The sequence below is a fragment of the Paenibacillus sp. TCA20 genome (assembly GCF_000732325.1).
GTDB classification, from domain to species: domain Bacteria; phylum Bacillota; class Bacilli; order Paenibacillales; family Paenibacillaceae; genus Paenibacillus; species Paenibacillus urinalis.
Window position 1 is genome coordinate 83,622 of record NZ_BBIW01000010.1, and the last position, 16,618, is coordinate 100,239.

A 16,618-nucleotide genomic window follows, 5' to 3' on the forward strand; every position below is an offset into this window, starting at 1 on the left:
TGTTTGGTAAGGTATAGCAAACTAAACTAAACTAAACTTAAATGGAGGGATCAAATATGGCTGTACAAGTGACGTTCGGTTTAGCGCCGCGCAAAACTAGCTACTTTGATCCCCTCACTAACACTTATCTTACGCTGGCTAATCCTACACGGTCATTGACATATGACGAGACCAAGCCTGAGACGATGAAAAACATTGTCCACGCTGTGTTGTGTAAGATGCCAGCTTTGGTGTTATATGAGGGGGAGCTTCCGGCCTCTGTAATCGAGAACTGGAAAGCAAAGTTTACTGATGTATTTAAAACAAATACAAAAGAAGTTCGTAAGACTTTGGATGGAAAACTTGTTCATCCAGATCCTTCAATGGCTGTTGATCGCGCAGATCAGCTCTTGGCTGGCAACGCTGATCTTCCTAATGCTAAAGAAGCAGGAGAGCCTGAGATCGTTCAAGTGAACGCAATGGCAGCTGCGGCAGCAACTGCTGAAGCTCCTGAAGAAGTCAAGGAAGAGGTCAAGGAAGAAGCGCCAAAAACAACAGCTAAACGCACCGCTAGAGCTGCAGCAAAAACTCAAGAATAATATAGCGTGAAAGGCAGGGACCATCATGAATGAAGAAATGAGCGTCATGCCTTTCACTATTGATGCAGGAAATCCGATGAAAGAGCGGCTATTCAGGCAAGTTTCTTTTCCGGGTAGTGAAGGTGTCTATCGTCTTCGTGTAGTTCAAGCCGAAGGCGATAGCGCATCAATAGTGACACAAAAGCGCGTTGATACCGGCCTTGAAGCAGACAGCGTAGAAGGCGCTATATTCCGTGTTAAAGCCGTTCTGGATTCACCGATCGATAGTGTTTCGGAATCCTATTGGCTAACACTTGGGTTAAATCCGCAGCCGGGTGAAGTGAAAAGGCTCAATCAGTATCGAATCCGTGGTGTTTCGGATGTCGGGTACAGAAGTGATTGGATCTATTCAGAACTCAAGGACGATCAAAATGAGCTTTTAGTTTATGAAATGCTTTACGATCTTCTTGATATCCTAACAATGGTTCGAGAGGGAGAAGTCGAGAGTCTTGTTAGTCTCATAGTGGACGACGCGCTTCAATCTACGCTCCGCAAGGATCGAACCAGACATGACTTCCTTATGAATCATGAGGATGAAATGACGACAGGCACATCCGAACAATTTATTGTTCGAGCTAGCAGTATGGAAAGTGTACATGAGCAGATGGAAGCTGCGCTTCAGGAAGTATTTCAGCTGATCGGCAAGGAGCTAGGACATGAGTTCAAAGAAAGTTTCATGTCCTCACATAAAGAGTTCTCAGAGCTTATGAGACTGCACCGCGTGTCCGACCAGATCAAGAATCGGACAGATGATATCGTGACGTTTGTTCTTGAAGTTTTCCTTGAAGATGCGATTGATAAAATCATTAAAAAGTCCAGGATTGAAGTCTTCTTAGAAAACGGCGAAAATCAAGCGATTTATTTAGGTGATAGCACTGATTTCGATATAAAGCGTGAAGTATTGAAGTCAGCACATGATCTGATGCCTTCTGACGACTTTGTTCTAAAAGCTAATGGTACAGTACAATTAATACTAGAGCCTGCGCTGCAAGAACAGATGGACTATGTTCATTTGGAATCTACAAAAACAGAGCTCAACTACTTTAAGAATGAGATCCTTGAGGCTCTGATAGCGGAACCTGAAGAAGAGCTGCTAATGCTTATGAAGCTCTTTATTACTGATGCCTTGTTCCCTTATCTAGCGCTTGATCAGTTAGCGGCTAGTCTCTATCTGGAAGTCGAGGATGAAGCGGATCTGTCTAAGAAGAAGTCTCATGGCATAGTCAGATATGACATCTATCATGACGATGATGTAATGCAATACATGATTGTTAAGGATCTTGTTAAGGAACTGATAAGCGGAGACCTCCTGCCTCATATCGATGACTATTTTGTTCATCTGGTAGATAAGCTCATAGGCCGCATACAAGAAAAAGCTCACGTTCTAGTGGACTATGAAATTGTTGAGGCATTCGACAATTTTGCAGGCATCGGGGAACGTCTGCAGCAGGGCTATATGGCAATTAAAGCGACCTACTCAGAGGATTGGGTGGTCGAAATGCTGGAAGGCTTAGAAGCTCATTATGAGCCTCAGATTTCCTTTAAAGATAATGTAGATATGAATCTGCATGAATCCTTCAAATGGATCGAGACTGCACGCCATAAAGCTAATGAAACCACGAACATTGCTTTGGATGAAAGGCTAAATGTGACTCGTGGGCATTCTGCCAATCTAATCGATCAAGCACAATTAAGCATAAGCTCCACTTATCAAATCATCGCAGATTATCAAAAGCGGTTAAGTGAATACTACGATGTTTTGATTCAAGATGATATACAAATCCGGAAAGACCTCGCTGGATCAACGAATGAGGCAATTAGCTTTGATTCTAACGACAGCGTCTATCCGGTCTATATGCCAAATATAAGCGACCAACGAAAACGTCTTGCTTCTGATAATGTAATGCCGTTCATTCATCCACAGCCAGCTGACTTCTTTAAGATTAGCGGCAAGGAGAAAGTGCAGTACGCACTAGGCAACGGATTTGATGAAGGATGGCCAATCGGGGAATTTATACTTGGCGTCAATACCCTAAAAGGAGTGGACTCATAATGAATTTAAAAGCAATCAATGCATTGCTGAGCAAGCTTCCAGATGGACCTAAGAAAGAATCTTTCATGAAAAGATTTCAGTCCGCAACTTCTCCAAAAGCCAATGGAGGATTGAATGACACTTTCGAATTTGAAACGAAGGGTCATATCATGATCGAAAGAATCGACGAGGCTGGCAACAGCTTAGGCGTGCTTGCGGATCAACCAAACTTGGTTGTCGATGGTGCCGAAGAAATTATGCTCCGTGCGTTCTCTGGCGATCCGGATCGTACTCTTTACAAAAACCGCACACCAAAAGCAACGAATGGTGTCACACAGAAATTCCATATTGGCTTGACTGATAACATTTCCAGTGCAGTGGATGGGGTAGATCAACTCAATTTTGCTCCGAATGTTTTCTGGAAAGCAGTAGACGACAGTCAGTTTAATATCACTTACAGTTACCGTCCAAAAACGGTATATCTGAAAGAAGAAGTATCTGAGCAGGTAGGCAAGAAAGCATTCAGCATTTCTACAAAATCTTCTTCTGGTGCGATTCCTATTACATCTGAGATTTATAGTGCTCAAACCAATATGTTCATTGGATTGGGTGACGGGAAAGATCGTGCAATTGATTTCGAAGATGCGCGTATCGAAATTACTGGCGGATTTGAGGTGGCTGAAGGCAAGGCAGTAGCGACTACAGAGAATGCTTCATTGAAGCTCACTGAGAAGCTAGGACGCCTTGTTGTGAAATACGAAAAATCCAATACGGGTGGACAAATCGGGGTTTATGTTGATGGCACTTTGAAAGAGACCATTGAGACTTACGATTCTTCCCTTGCAGAACCGGTTTCTGCTGAAAAAGTATTTGCAGATCTTGACCGCGAAACTTCTCATGAAGTTGAACTTCGCTTTACAGGAAAAGATCCTTCGATTACTGAGGGAGCAAATGTAGTGATTACTGGACTTCGTTCAGATGGTCTTACTGAAGCAATGAACGGCTTGGCGCATGAGTTTGAGAACTTCACAAAATCGTTCCAAACCATTACGTCATACAGCACTTCAACAAACCCTCCTTATGTAGCGCAGCTGGAGCATTTCCCTGTTGTTCCTGAGAGTCTTGAGGTTTCTTATGAAGATGAAACTTTCGAGCGAGTTGAAGATCGAGCTGATCTTGCAGATGGCAAGTACTTCCTTGATGAGAAAAAAGGAACGCTTGAATTTAATAAAACGCTGAGCGGATTGCACGTCACTTATGATATCACCGGCGAAAGATACGATTTGAAAGCAGCCGCAGCGTTGACGAATCAAACCGTAACTTCCAATGTAACCGGTGAAGCTGTAGGTACAGGCGACGGCACGGTGTCGGTGTTTAACCTTGCTAATACGAATGTAGTAAGCTCATCGCTTGTTCTTAAAGTTAACGGCGAGGTCGTTACAACTGGATTCGGTCACAGCAAAGGCGTGATTACCTTCTCAAACGCTCCTGCAGTAGACACAGTCATTACAGCTGACTACCGCTATACTACTGTTGGTAAGGTGTACAATGCACCAGTTGTCTTGAAAGAAGCAACTGTATTTGATGCTAATACAGGCAAAGAGCTAGCACTGGTAGCAACAGACGATGAATTTAACACTGGAAAGTTCAAACTTTCGGAAGATAAGAAATCGATCGTCATTAGCACTTTGGATGCAGAAGGCACCGCTATCGTGAACTACGATATTTACTATACTTCTGAGGAGATTCCAGGATTCGAGACAGGTTATGCACGAGCTGTCATCGAGAAGCCAAAAGCGGGAACAGCTTATCCTTGGTATCAGCTTGATAAAGGAACAGTAAGCTTCATCGCTGAGTTCCCTGAGCAAGTACCGGCATACAACGTGACGATTCGTGAAATGGGATTGTTTAACGGGCCACGTAAGGATGATGCAATTGAGGGATTTACTGGATTCCCAGTCGATGCTTACTCCTTAGTACGTGTTGGCGATACCGTGAAAGATGTTACCACAGGAATCCGTGTCACTTGGACAATTAAGCTACTGAATAAAAACGGGGACGCTTTTAAAGGCGGATTCTAAGAATAGGGGGATAACAGACAATGTTTAGAGATGAAACTAACCTAAACGCTAAGGGCCGCGTTAAACTTGAAATGTATAACGATCATGAGGGTGTTTTCTTCACAAAAGAGAAGAAAAACATTGCCGTTCATAGTCTGAATAATATCATTGCACAAATGATGGCTGATCCGGCTGGCAAGACTCGTGCGAAGCAAACAGACAAGGGTGAAACGGCGCTTGCACCAAATGCAAAAGGCGTTTACGAATTTGATCTCTCAATTGCCTGTGAATCCGAAGGAACCTACACGACTGATGTAGGTTCCGCTAATACAAGCACAGATCTTGTTATTCCGGATATCACACGGCTCTTGAGCGTCATTTCTGTAGAGGCTGATGGCCAAGCCCTTGTGTTAAATAAAGACGTATCCATTAAAGACCCAGACTCTGCAACATTAAAATTTACGGCTGCACCAAAAAATACAGTTACAGTGAAGTTCCGGAAAGTAGCGTCCGAGTATGCTGAGGTCGTAGCGGGTTCAGAGGCGATTACTGTGGGCGGAGAAGCATATGTGCTTGCAGATGTTCCATCGGAAGAGAACAAACAGTACGCTATTGATTACAAGCTTGGTAAGGTTTACTTTGCTGCAGCTAAGACGAACGTCAAAGCAGATTATCAATTCAAGCTGTTCTACTCCTTGGGCTTTATGGGGCTCGGCGGAAAGCCAGAAGGGCATCCAGAAAATAAACCGGTTGAGTTCGCTGAATCTGATAAGCTTCGCATCAAAATGGATGGGGAATACGATGGAGCTCGTCAATTGATTCAGTATCCTTCGCTAATAAGTATGGGCGATCCGGAAGTGGAAGTCTTCCCGACTAAGCCGATTACTTTCTCAGAGAAAGTCATTACGGTGACGGGTGATGGAGCAGCAACATCGTTCCCGCTGAATCCAGAAAATAAAGTGCTTAAAATTCTAAGCGCTAAACTGGAAACTGATGCAACAGACGTAACGGTTACATTGGAAGGATCGAATGTCGTGTTTGCTGAAGCGCCAGCGGAGGGAGTGAAGGTAGTCGTTCGTTTCCAAGATCAGCTGGACAATAGTCATCTGACTTTTGAAATGGCAGATGCACCAATCATGGAGCTTGTATCCGTTAAGCATCAAGCGTTGGATAACACCGTTAAAGAGTACAAGATTGTAGACAAAGGCCTTAGCATCGGCAAAGGTGATGTGTGGATCGTTAACTCTGGCAAAGGCATTATTCAATTCAGCCTCGCACCGCAAGGAGTAGATGCTCTTGATCCTGCGAAGAAACCTCCAGTCGTAGAAACTCCAGGGCTGTTGACATTCGAATATCGAGTGAACAGTGGTACGACCGTTCAATTTGTAGCCGACTTCCCTAAAGGAGTTCCAGGTCCAATGAACGTGGAGAAAACAGAAACACTGAACGTATCTTCTGCTGTAACGACTTACACTCTCAATAAGGCTGCTACTAAAGATGCTGAGGGCAAATTCATCCTTGCTGTAACGTTGAACGGCGTAGCTCAGGTTGAAGGCACTGGTTATGATGTGTCCGCTGACGGGAAGCAAATCACATTCAAAGTCTCTCTTCAAGATACAGATAGCGTGAATGTGGTGTATCAGTACAGCGAAACTACACACGTAATCTATCAAGTAGGTATGTTTGCAGAGCAGGAAGAAGGAAAGATGTCTAACATCTCCGGTATTGGTCCTGTTACTAAAGACGCAAGCACAGGCATGAGAGTAACCTGGTCAATGACAATCTAAGATAGGACGGTGACAGCATGGCTACACCTAACTACATGAAGCGGATCGCCTTTCTGGATGGACAAGTACTGCACGACTTTCACTTGAATACGATGCAGAAAAACATTTCGGAAGCGATTAAGCTGAAAACCATGTACGAGCGATATGACATGCTGTTGCTGTGCTCTCCATATAAGCTCTACTTTGCAGAGCCGTTTGTGGATGAGGTGTACAAAGATCCATCGAGTACTGCAATTCTGGATACTCTAACGAACTCCATTAAAGCAGACTCATGGATCTCTGTGCTCCATGAGCTACCAGCAACAACAGATGAGTTATATTTGCTTGCGAATCAAGAGGTGGACGTAGCGAATGGTGCATCTGTCGATTACTACTATCGTGTGAATACAAGTTCACCGTGGCAGAAGATGACAACAGATGTTGCTGTTTACCTAAGTACACCCACGAAGTTTGTACAAATTCGAATTGACTGCAAATACACCGGAACAGTAAGACCAGCTGTATATGATTACTGTCTAATGTGGAAGTAAAGGAGGAAAGAACATGGCTCATGTAACCAAGCACCCTACTCACCCTAAGTATCGCATGAAAGTCGGAACAATGCCGGATTTCAGCGGCGAAAACGACGTAGATGGCGAGCAGCCCTTTGGCGTAGTAGATGGAGTTAATAAGATATTCGTTTTAGCGAATAACCCTATTAAGAACTCTTACAAGGTCTTTCGGGATGGGATGAGGCTTAGACGCGGAGCGGATTACGACTATGTTGTTAACGGCAAGGAGATTACTTTCACTGAGCCGCCGCCTAAAAACTCCACAATCCTTGTAGATTATAAATTGCAGGTGGCGACATCATGAGTCTGGTCCTTCGAACGTTTCCGGTGCATCTAAGTCAGAAGGTTGATCTCGATAGCGATATTGAGGTCACTTTTCTATTCGATATCTTTAAGGAATCCATTAATACAAATAACGTCATGCTCTTGAACCTGAAGACACAGAAGGGCGAAGAGATCAGCGTTGTATATAAAGACAAACTGCTTAAAATCCTGCCAGCCAGAAGACTCGAACCACTAACACATTATCAAGTGGAGCTGGTTGGCGGGGTAGAAGGCGGTATTCGGGATATTACCGAGCGTCCGCTTCTACAAAGTTACAAGTTTGAATTTGTAACCGGCAATGAGACTCGAATGGCACGTCCTCTAATCACATCGCCTACAGATCTATCCGAAATCACAGGTGATGCTAAATTCACCTGGCTGCCGGTAGACAGAGCAGACCACTACGAGCTGGAGATATCCAAGAGCAATACATTCGATGTATTGGTTTGGCCACACCAGAATACGGGCTTGATCTTTGATACACAGGTAGTGCCTGATATTGATTATCAAAAAGGGATTACCTACTATGCCCGAATTAGAGCGGTCAATATTCAAGGGGTGAAAAGCGCTTATTCGAATCCGATTCGCTATCACTATGATGGGATTGATGAGACCGAGCCACCTCCTGAAAAAGAGACGATTAACATTGACCATGTTAAAACGCTGCAGGCCGAGGGTGGAGAAGTGCTGTTCCGCATGGATAAGCCATACACACCAGGCATCGGGCAGCTAAGTGTCTACCTGAATGGCATGAAATTGCAGCCTTGCTCAGGACCAACAGTGACGGATGGAGACTACCGTGAAGTAGATCAATATTTCATGATGTTTGTAGAGCCGTTGCAAGCTGAGGATGCAATAGAGTTCAGAATTGCCAACGCTGTAAAACAGGATGTACTCGTGGGCAGGGAAACCACGCCAGCATCTGAGATCGATACCCTAAGAGATTACTTCGCAGCTCAGCTTGAAGAGTTAGCGCCAGTATTGGCCGTAAGCTCAGTTAAGCCAAAGAACGGCTCCTTGATGGTCACAGACTTATCTAGTATCATCATTGAGTTTAGCCAAGAGGTTGATCCGAAGAGTATTGATGAAGAAACGGTCTATGTCGTTTCTGAAAAAAACTAAGAGAGGTTGAGTGAGATGGCTGAGATCAGAAAGAAGGGCGGAAATGCAATGCCGGTTCGGGTGACGAACCAAATGACATCAGTTAGAAATGAATCACCTATTCCGGATTCCGTGGACAGCCAGACCTTTCTCACAAAGAATGCTTTTGTCTCAGGGACACTATTCGTCAGTCTAAACGGCATGAGAATGCATGAGGGCGAAGACAACGATTATATAGAGCTGAGTAGTCAGAAGTTCAGGTTTAACTTTCCATTGGAATCAGAGGATGCTGTGATTTGTGACTATATATTAATCCTTTAAGGAGTGAAACACACATGGCAATTACTCGTTTTCGTGGTGAACAAATTAGAGATGCCGTATTGAAAAACAGCCATATTGCCGATGATGCAGCCATTGCTGAGTCGAAACTGGCGGTTAACTGGGAAGAGCATTATCAGACGGCACTAGAAGGCAAGAAAGTTGCCGACTACATTCAAGTCATTGCGACAGATGTATCCGGCGTAGCCAATCTGGATGTCTCTGAAATCATTCCGGCAACCGTGCCAAACGTGTTGTCTGACCCACTTTCCGGTGAAGGCGTTATCGTTGATGCGCCAAAGAATAAAGTAATCCTCCGTGACGTTGTAACCGGCGAACCGGTTCTGGATGATAAAGACCAAGAAGTATTCGGTCGAATGACTTTCGAAGGCGGCGTCTTCGTTCTGAAATTCTACTCTCCTGACGGCGCAGGTGAAGTTCCATTCACAATGCCTGAAGGACAGAAGATCGACTGGCAATACCTGAAACGCTTCAACCTTCAGACGGTTTCGGAGATGTTCGCAGCGAACGAGAAGTTTGCTGAAGGTACGGCTGATGCAACAGCTCACCTGAACATCAACCAGCTGGCACAAGACCTTTACGGCGCAGGGTTCTCTCTGGATCGCGATGGTAACGGCAACTTGCCTAAAGCAATTGTTCAGCAAATCGCAGATGAGATTCAAGCTCGTATTGCTGCTGATCAGGCAATCCGTACTGACTTCGCAAGTAATGAAGCTGGCAAAGGTGCAAGCACCATTGGCGTACAGGATGAAGCTGGACACTTCGCAGGCGCTACGGTTGAAGCAGTACTAGCTGAAATCTTTGAGGCTCTTACTGGAATCTCAAACGGCGGAACTACAACTCAAGTTGAAGTAGATGCTGCTCGGGTATCCACGCTTACTGGCGAACATGAGGCACTGAATGATCGTCTTGAAGCTGACGCTGCTGCTCTTGCTAAGCAAGTAGCAGATGAGAAGGAAAGAGCTGAGGCGGCCGAAGAAGCACTCGCTGGGCGTGCGACTGATCTGGAAACAGAAGTCACAGCAGCACGCGGTACCGCAGAAACCATCGATGCTCGCCTGGATCGCGCTCTGAATGAAGATGGAACGCTTAAGGCAGGTAAAGATATTCACCGTCACCCTAAAGCAGTTTATGTCGCAAACGGCGGAGAATCTGTTGTACAGCTTGCTGACTTCAACGTAGAGGATCTGCCTCCTTATCAAGTCGGAGACATGACGCTTGACGTTTATATCAACGGTGGCTTGCAGCATGAAGGGCTCAACTATGCAGAAGTTGCTGGCGGCTTGTCGATCAACTTCGATGTTGGCGACGGAACGACTCTTATTACAGGCGACTTGGTAACAATCAAGTATCAAGTCAACAACGTAGAGTAGCACAATTTCCCCTCGATTATGAGGGGATATACATAAAAATGAGTGAAGGAAGGCATCGCCATGAAGCACATTGGAGAATATGCGAAGAACCAAGAGATTATCTTAGAATTATTGACCTATGATGAAGAAAGCATGCCCATTCCTGCCGATTTCTTTCCCACTGCAATCGTTGAGTATTATAGCTCAAATGGTCTTACTCAAGTGGCCCATGTTACACTTGAAGAAGCAAAAAATGGCTTATATATGAAGAGTTTTACTGTGCCTGAAAGCTTTACTACCGGGCATTATGTAATCACTTACGAAGCAACAATTGATGGAGAATTATATACAGTCTTAGAGCGATTTAGAGTCATTGGCTCCAGTAATGATTCATCGTCTACACCTACCCAAAAAGTAGCAGTATCTGATCTTACTATTCTTACTCCTTCAGGACTTCCGACAACGGTCGTGATGGCGGGCGGGCCTGTGAAGCTCGCAGTCGTTCGCATATGGAGTCAGGATAAAAAGACGCTGATCGATACGATATCGACAGATGCGCAAGGTCACTGGCATACATCATTGTATCCGGGGTCCTATCAGTTCGAATTTATACATCCGAACGGGACGCTGCTGCGAACTTTAGAAAAGGTGGTGAAATGATGGACATTGGATACAAAGACTATATTCCTCCTAGTATGTTCGGAATGAATGTAAATTTCTTTGTCATTCTGGATGACGGAACGGAGATTACGCTTGAAGATGCGAAATCGGCGGGTCGAGGGATTCGAAAGCTTGTAGTTAAACCAGTAGATTCTATACTCCTGAATCACAACTACACTGTTGTGGTGGACGGGGTTAAGAATGCAGATGGTGACGCTTTAGAAGAGCCTAGTGTCTCCGTAATCAGTACAGAGTTCAGCCCATTGTATGCTAAGCCGGTAGAGCTAAGACCATTGCTTCGTCAGTTGATGAGTTATTTCACCGTATACGAATTATACGTTGCCCTGCGAGATGCCGGCCAAAAAGCTCATCAGCTTCAAGATATGATTATCGATGCGAACAACAATAGATATGACTTACTAGAAGAGCGTGATACTTCTTATTACCCTACTCAGAAGTTTGTCGTGTATGAAGCAGCGATTAATCTATTATCCTCTTTGCTTGTTACTGTCATGGATCAGCAAAACATCGGGAACCCAAATGAGACCATTAGTGTTAATGGGGGAGACGAGGTTCAGCTGGGCGATTTCCGAATTGTTCCGGGAGGATCTTCTTCTACCACTTCAAGCGGTAACTCAAGTGCAACTGTTCCGATCAACCTGATCAAGCAGACACTTGAAACCTTGTCTGGAGATCATAAGTTCTGGATGGACGCTATGATGGGACGCAATAAGCGCGGATACGCAACGCCAGTTAGCGCTTCGATGAAAGTAAATAACGGCGCGACACCAGACGACAGAGGTCTTGAATAATGAGAGACCTTAGAGAAGATCTAGCGAAATTTTTCGATAAATATGCTCACAATGTCGTTTATGTTCGTCGTGATCCACGATTCCGATGCGCTTGCTATTCTGAACGAAGCGGTGAGCCAACCAGCAATTGTCCTAAATGCTTCGGGACTTCCTATGTCGTATCAATGGAGAAAGTGAGAACCAGAAGAACACTTAGTTCTGTTCCGGAGTCACTGCCAAATACGAATAGATCCGCTGCATTTGGTAGCATGGTGCCTAAGCAGTATGTCTACTACTTAGAACACGATATCAATCCGAAAGAGAATGATCTTATTCTAGAAGTCCAATGGGACAAGGGCATGCCGGTTCGCATTATGCAAAAGCACAGTATAAGTGTAGCTGAGCCACTTTACGGCAAAGGCGGTCGAGTGGAGTTCTGGGTGACTTATCTGAAGCATTCAATGGGGGAGGCGGGAGACAATGCAGCCCTCACCAAATATTGATTATTTTCAACTTCCTCATATCTATTCCAGTGTAAACCTGGCGATAGGTAAACGAATCATCGTTCTTGGGGAATCTACCAAAGGATCACTTTATGATCCCATTGCAGTTACCAGTGTAACTTTAGCAAAGAAAGTCTTTGGCGAAGGACCATTAATAGAGCGCTTCAAAGATTTATATCTAGGTGGTCAAGTGGGAGCCTATTTAATGAGAGTTGAACGTAATGCGTTACAAACATCGCTTAGTACACTCCTTAAATTCCCCTTCGATCTCATATACATTGACGGAGTATACTTTGATACTCATCCGGAGGCCATCCAAAAATTTATTCAATTTGCCCAGGATAAAGAGTATCAAGGTCAGCTAATACATGGATTCTTCGACGTTAAAGACCTGGATTCAATGGAAAGCATCCGAACCATCTATTCAGATATTAAGTCTCTTACGCAGACAACTGAGAACGGTGATGAGGAGCTTGGTAAATACTTTTCAGTCGTGTTTGATCAAATGAAAGATCATCATGCGGCAGCGGTATACGCCGGGCTTGTAGCTTCATTGAATCCAGAAAAGAGCCCTGTTAATAAGACACTAAATGTGGAATTAAAGCAGGAGCTATCAAAGGAAGATATGCAGGAGCTAAGTGCTGCTGGAATCGTCTGTTTTAAAGATAGCTTAAAAAAAGGAGTCGTCTGTTCCTCCTCAAGTTGTGCGGTCGCTACATCCAGTAGTGCAAGCAAGCATATTTCCAATCTTCGAATTGCACAGTTTCTTATTCAAGAAATTGCTGATCGTCTTCAAGAATACGTAGGCAGGATCGGCATTGAGTATATCATTACCGAAGCCGAAGCAATCATACAATCGATTGCAGAAAGCTATATGGATGCTCAGCGAATCAAGCGATACGATTACACGCTGGAACCGGATAGGCTGAGGGGAGTCATCAACATTGAAATCGAGATCGTTCCTATTTTCTCAGTCTATACAATGACACAGACTTCTCAGGTAAGGGTGAGAACATGAATCTGAATTACCCAACTGGCTATGATCCAAAGAAAGATCCGTACTTGGATAATCGTCTCCGCGCAGATAAACCCATTACCTTTCTAGGATTCATTGATGAAATGAATAAGCTCTGGAAAAGGGCGGAGAAGAAAGGGTCAATTAAAAGACACTTTCCAGTGAAAGACGAGGCTGAAGTTCCTCTCATTACATTTCGGCTGATCAGCCGAGTAATCGATCCTGACTACAAAGATCGCAAGCCTCGTCTACGAGCGCAAATTCATCATCCATATGTTCCGGGTGAAATAGTGGAGCTATGGGGTCAAGTGTTTCTATTCACTATTCAGTTCGATGTGCATGCTCTGACTGCTGAGGAAGCAGATGAATTAGCAGGAGAGTTAGAAGATTTCATCTTTATGTACAAAGGATATTTCAAACAGAACGGTGTTCATGAACTAACGTTCTTACAGCAGCTTGAAGATCAGGTGAGTTCGGACACAAGGGTCAATGTGCCCATACGTCCGATTCAATATATTATGCGATTCGAGAAGATAACTCCAAAATTCCTTAATCGCATCGAGCAGATCGCGGTCAGAACAAATGACCTTGACGCTCAGAAAACAAGTCAGCAACCCTTTAAGGAGGATGAATAAAAATGGCAACTACTGAAAAGTACGAAAATCTGCCTGGTGTTAAAGTAACCTATGAAGACGGTCAATTGTTTACCGGCAGCTCTCAGCAAACTGCAACTACTCAGTCCAAACTGATTATCGGCAGTGCAGTGGATGGTCCAACTGGCGAGCCAGTATCTGTCCGTGAACTCGGCATCAAAGAAGTGGACAAGCTATTTGGTGGCATGCTTGATCGCACTACAAAAGAACCGAATGGTTCCTCTCTGGTTCGAGGCATGTACGAATCTATTCTAGCTGGTAACGATGACATTCGCTTGATTCGTGTAGACGGTAAATCCGCTCAAACAGTTTTGAATGCGAAAGACCTTGCCCGCGCTACAGAGCAGTTCCTTGATTATGCAAAAGGAAATACTGCATTCTCTGCTAATCTGAAGATCCCTGAAAATGGACGTTTTGTTGGTGAGGTCACAGTGTCTGAGATTGATAAAGATACTGGCGTGTCTAAAGTAATTGCAAATGCAATTCGCAATGTCGATACTTCTATCGCTGGCCAAGAAATAGCATACTTCTATGCTGATAAAATGCGTCCTGGTAATACAGTTAAGATGTCATTTGATTACGAGAATTATGTATACACTATGGTTCCTAAAGCGGACGAAGGTGGAGTGCCTGATTACACTGATCCAGATTACACATTGAATCGTGATGTACAGGAAAACCACTATTTCTACTCTTCCCGCAGAAACTGGTCAGACAAGCTTGAAAGTGGACACGTTCCAGTTGTTGTTGTAAAAGACAATACTACTGGCGTGGTTGCAACGATTTCTTCCACGACTCCTACAGGAGAATTGATCTACCGTGTAGGTAAAGGATTTAACACGGCAAATCCACTTACCGATCCGGTATCCGCTAGTGATTACAAAGATGGCGGTATCTTCTTCACAGCAGCTTATGATGCTGAAGTAGCGAAAGGAGTATATCCAGATATCACAGGCAACGTAACTGTTACTGTTGAGTATGCTTGGTACTCTTCCTTTGCGAATAAAACAGAAGTGACTGCAACTGTTCCTGGACAGGATACTCCTTACAACCTGAACTACACTCCAATGAGTGATCAGTTCTCTATCTTCTATATGGAAGGTCAAAACAAGGTTGTTGTTGATCCAGCAGGATACGGTTTGGATATCTCCGATAAGCAAGTGACCATCTTTGCAGGCGCTGTTCCAGTAGGCGTTCAATTGTATGCAGGATACAAGACATCCAGCAATACAGCAAGCGATCCTAAGTTGTTCGTTTACGGCAAATACGATGGAGAAGTTTACGGAAGCCTGACGGATCCATACGATCCAACGACTCTTCGAGGTGTTCGAGTTGAAGTTCAAGTTGACCCAGAAGATCCAGCTGGCGTAGAGAAGGTCATTATCTTCCACAAGCCGACTGAGAAAAAGCTTACCTCTCAGGATAACGCGTTGAGATATAAAACAAAGGCGCTGACAGCAGTACGCACGCTTCGCCAACTGGTTCAATATGTCAACACTGATCCAAACAATAACGTTGTTCGACTCTTCTGCCCGAATGAGTTTGGTAGCGTAAGAGTTCAAGGATTGCTTGAAACAGCTCCAACGTACCTCGGTGAAGAAAGCCCAGGCGTAATTAAAGAAGACCCAACTCAAGCCATTGATTCTCCAGATCGTTTCCCATGGCTCGGACAAAACGGGCTCTTTGATCCTACGAAGCCAGCAGATATGGCTAAACTTTATGAAAAGCTCGGCGGCACTTATGAGTCAGACGGTTTCGGAAATATCAAGCTGACAAGCCAAGGTATTTACAACCGACTGGAAAACTATGCTGTTGACGTTATCGTACTGGTAGATGCTTATGCAAACAGCATTATCGATCCACTGGCACCTGAGAAGAACTTTGCAACACAGCTGGCGCAGCACTGTGCGGTTGTTACTGCGAAGACTTATGAAACCATCGGTGTTATTAGTATGGCCCCTGCTCTCGAATCTACTCTTCTGGCTGTACAGGAATATGTAGACATCTCTACTGGTGTAGAGACTCTGATCACAGATGAGCGGAAGAAGACATATGAAAATGCGGGTATCCGTTTGGACTATGTGAACATGCACAGCATGTTTAACGAAGCTACGCATGAATATGTGCTCAACGAGAAGGGTGAGACCATTGATGTTGGTCGATATGTGAGTGTTGTGTTTGGTCCAGAAGTAGGGCTTACAAGCGACCAAGTTGGCAACTATGTTGCGCCGGGTGCTATTGTGTACGGTTCCTTGATCACTACACTGAATGCTGAAGTTGCAACGACTAATAAGCAATTGCCTTCTGTATACGGTCTTCGCTATCGCCTTTCCGAAGGACAGCATAACCAACTGATTGGCGGACGTTATGTAACGTTCGATACGAAAGCTTTCTCGACTACAGGTACGAATCGCGCGGTTTCAGTAAAAGACGGGGTAACAGCTGCTCGTCCAAACTCTGACTATGGTCGTCTTTCTACCATCCGAATCACTCACCTGTCGGTACAGCTGGTTCGCAGAAAGGCTGAACCATATATCGGATTACCAAATGGTCTGGCTCAGCGAAATGCATTGTCTGCTGAGATTCAAGCAGGGCTCGATGCACTGAAAGAAAATGGAGTTCTTCAACGCTTTAACTTCGTTATCTTCTCCAGCGCTGCCGATCAAGTCCTTGGCAATGCGTTTATTACGCTAGATCTTGTTCCGCAGTTCGAACTGAGAAACTTCAATGCTTCTGTAGTTTTGAAAGCTTCATAATCATCTGGTTTGGTATAGTACAACACACCAAACCAAACTCCTGGGGTTTAATTACCCCAGGACTAATATAAAGGAGT

General features: G+C 44.4%; 15 protein-coding genes. All 15 read left to right on the forward strand.

All coding sequences use genetic code 11. The features are described 5' to 3' along the window. The first annotated feature begins 56 nt into the window (after window positions 1-56). The 15 genes from TCA2_RS18445 to TCA2_RS18515 are packed head-to-tail and all read left to right on the forward strand — an operon-like array spanning window position 57 to window position 16,541. Window positions 57-578 carry a hypothetical protein gene (locus tag TCA2_RS18445; protein ID WP_047913084.1) on the forward strand — a complete coding sequence of 174 codons (522 nt, stop codon included), beginning with the start codon at window positions 57-59 and terminating at the stop codon, window positions 576-578. Between the two features lie 25 nt (window positions 579-603). Continuing rightward, window positions 604-2,670 carry a hypothetical protein gene (locus TCA2_RS18450; protein ID WP_047913085.1) on the forward strand — a complete coding sequence of 689 codons (2,067 nt, stop codon included), beginning with the start codon at window positions 604-606 and terminating at the stop codon, window positions 2,668-2,670. After that, window positions 2,670-4,730, forward strand: coding sequence for a hypothetical protein (locus TCA2_RS18455; protein ID WP_047913086.1), 2,061 nt, complete (start codon window positions 2,670-2,672; stop codon window positions 4,728-4,730). The genes TCA2_RS18450 and TCA2_RS18455 overlap by 1 nt, the downstream gene beginning before the upstream one ends. A 20-nt stretch (window positions 4,731-4,750) precedes the next feature. After that, window positions 4,751-6,496: a hypothetical protein gene (locus tag TCA2_RS18460; RefSeq protein ID WP_047913087.1), complete on the forward strand. Its 1,746-nt coding sequence runs from the start codon at window positions 4,751-4,753 to the stop codon at window positions 6,494-6,496. A 17-nt stretch (window positions 6,497-6,513) separates the two neighbouring features. Beyond that, a complete protein-coding gene (locus tag TCA2_RS18465) occupies window positions 6,514-7,026 on the forward strand; it encodes a hypothetical protein (protein WP_047913088.1) in 513 nt (170 codons plus the stop codon). Window positions 7,027-7,039: 13 nt separating this feature from the next. Then, a complete protein-coding gene (locus TCA2_RS18470; RefSeq protein ID WP_047913089.1) occupies window positions 7,040-7,351 on the forward strand; it encodes a hypothetical protein in 312 nt (103 codons plus the stop codon). Continuing rightward, the gene (locus TCA2_RS26300) at window positions 7,348-8,493 is read left to right on the forward strand and encodes an Ig-like domain-containing protein (RefSeq protein WP_052512182.1); all 1,146 of its coding nucleotides are present in this window, start codon (window positions 7,348-7,350) and stop codon (window positions 8,491-8,493) included. Before TCA2_RS18470 ends, TCA2_RS26300 begins: the two co-directional genes overlap by 4 nt. A gap of 15 nt (window positions 8,494-8,508) precedes the next feature. Beyond that, window positions 8,509-8,793 carry a hypothetical protein gene (locus TCA2_RS18480; RefSeq protein WP_047913090.1) on the forward strand — a complete coding sequence of 95 codons (285 nt, stop codon included), beginning with the start codon at window positions 8,509-8,511 and terminating at the stop codon, window positions 8,791-8,793. 14 nt (window positions 8,794-8,807) lie between these two features. After that, entirely contained in the window at window positions 8,808-10,184 is a 1,377-nt protein-coding gene (locus TCA2_RS18485) for a hypothetical protein (RefSeq protein ID WP_047913091.1), read from the forward strand. Window positions 10,185-10,244: 60 nt separating this feature from the next. Further along, window positions 10,245-10,823, forward strand: coding sequence for a hypothetical protein (locus TCA2_RS18490; protein WP_047913092.1), 579 nt, complete (start codon window positions 10,245-10,247; stop codon window positions 10,821-10,823). Then, window positions 10,820-11,635 (forward strand): hypothetical protein, encoded by an 816-nt coding sequence (locus TCA2_RS18495; RefSeq protein ID WP_152557796.1) that lies wholly within the window; start codon window positions 10,820-10,822, stop codon window positions 11,633-11,635. The genes TCA2_RS18490 and TCA2_RS18495 overlap by 4 nt, the downstream gene beginning before the upstream one ends. Further along, entirely contained in the window at window positions 11,635-12,117 is a 483-nt protein-coding gene (locus TCA2_RS18500; protein WP_047913094.1) for a hypothetical protein, read from the forward strand. Before TCA2_RS18495 ends, TCA2_RS18500 begins: the two co-directional genes overlap by 1 nt. After that, window positions 12,095-13,135 carry a hypothetical protein gene (locus tag TCA2_RS18505; protein WP_047913095.1) on the forward strand — a complete coding sequence of 347 codons (1,041 nt, stop codon included), beginning with the start codon at window positions 12,095-12,097 and terminating at the stop codon, window positions 13,133-13,135. The genes TCA2_RS18500 and TCA2_RS18505 overlap by 23 nt, the downstream gene beginning before the upstream one ends. Then, window positions 13,132-13,767: a hypothetical protein gene (locus TCA2_RS18510; RefSeq protein WP_052512184.1), complete on the forward strand. Its 636-nt coding sequence runs from the start codon at window positions 13,132-13,134 to the stop codon at window positions 13,765-13,767. The genes TCA2_RS18505 and TCA2_RS18510 overlap by 4 nt, the downstream gene beginning before the upstream one ends. A gap of 2 nt (window positions 13,768-13,769) precedes the next feature. Then, entirely contained in the window at window positions 13,770-16,541 is a 2,772-nt protein-coding gene (locus TCA2_RS18515; protein ID WP_047913096.1) for a hypothetical protein, read from the forward strand. Window positions 16,542-16,618 lie beyond the last annotated feature (77 nt).

Excerpts from the sequence above, each read along its gene's own strand:
- TCA2_RS18445 (WP_047913084.1), top strand. The coding sequence starts at position 57 with ATGGCTGTACAAGTGACGTTCGGTTTAGCGCCGCGCAAAACTAGCTAC.
- TCA2_RS18450 (WP_047913085.1), top strand. The coding sequence starts at position 604 with ATGAATGAAGAAATGAGCGTCATGCCTTTCACTATTGATGCAGGAAAT.
- TCA2_RS18455 (WP_047913086.1), top strand. The coding sequence starts at position 2,670 with ATGAATTTAAAAGCAATCAATGCATTGCTGAGCAAGCTTCCAGATGGA.
- TCA2_RS18460 (WP_047913087.1), top strand. The coding sequence starts at position 4,751 with ATGTTTAGAGATGAAACTAACCTAAACGCTAAGGGCCGCGTTAAACTT.
- TCA2_RS18465 (WP_047913088.1), top strand. The coding sequence starts at position 6,514 with ATGGCTACACCTAACTACATGAAGCGGATCGCCTTTCTGGATGGACAA.
- TCA2_RS18470 (WP_047913089.1), top strand. The coding sequence starts at position 7,040 with ATGGCTCATGTAACCAAGCACCCTACTCACCCTAAGTATCGCATGAAA.
- TCA2_RS26300 (WP_052512182.1), top strand. The coding sequence starts at position 7,348 with ATGAGTCTGGTCCTTCGAACGTTTCCGGTGCATCTAAGTCAGAAGGTT.
- TCA2_RS18480 (WP_047913090.1), top strand. The coding sequence starts at position 8,509 with ATGGCTGAGATCAGAAAGAAGGGCGGAAATGCAATGCCGGTTCGGGTG.
- TCA2_RS18485 (WP_047913091.1), top strand. The coding sequence starts at position 8,808 with ATGGCAATTACTCGTTTTCGTGGTGAACAAATTAGAGATGCCGTATTG.
- TCA2_RS18490 (WP_047913092.1), top strand. The coding sequence starts at position 10,245 with ATGAAGCACATTGGAGAATATGCGAAGAACCAAGAGATTATCTTAGAA.
- TCA2_RS18495 (WP_152557796.1), top strand. The coding sequence starts at position 10,820 with ATGATGGACATTGGATACAAAGACTATATTCCTCCTAGTATGTTCGGA.
- TCA2_RS18500 (WP_047913094.1), top strand. The coding sequence starts at position 11,635 with ATGAGAGACCTTAGAGAAGATCTAGCGAAATTTTTCGATAAATATGCT.
- TCA2_RS18505 (WP_047913095.1), top strand. The coding sequence starts at position 12,095 with ATGCAGCCCTCACCAAATATTGATTATTTTCAACTTCCTCATATCTAT.
- TCA2_RS18510 (WP_052512184.1), top strand. The coding sequence starts at position 13,132 with ATGAATCTGAATTACCCAACTGGCTATGATCCAAAGAAAGATCCGTAC.
- TCA2_RS18515 (WP_047913096.1), top strand. The coding sequence starts at position 13,770 with ATGGCAACTACTGAAAAGTACGAAAATCTGCCTGGTGTTAAAGTAACC.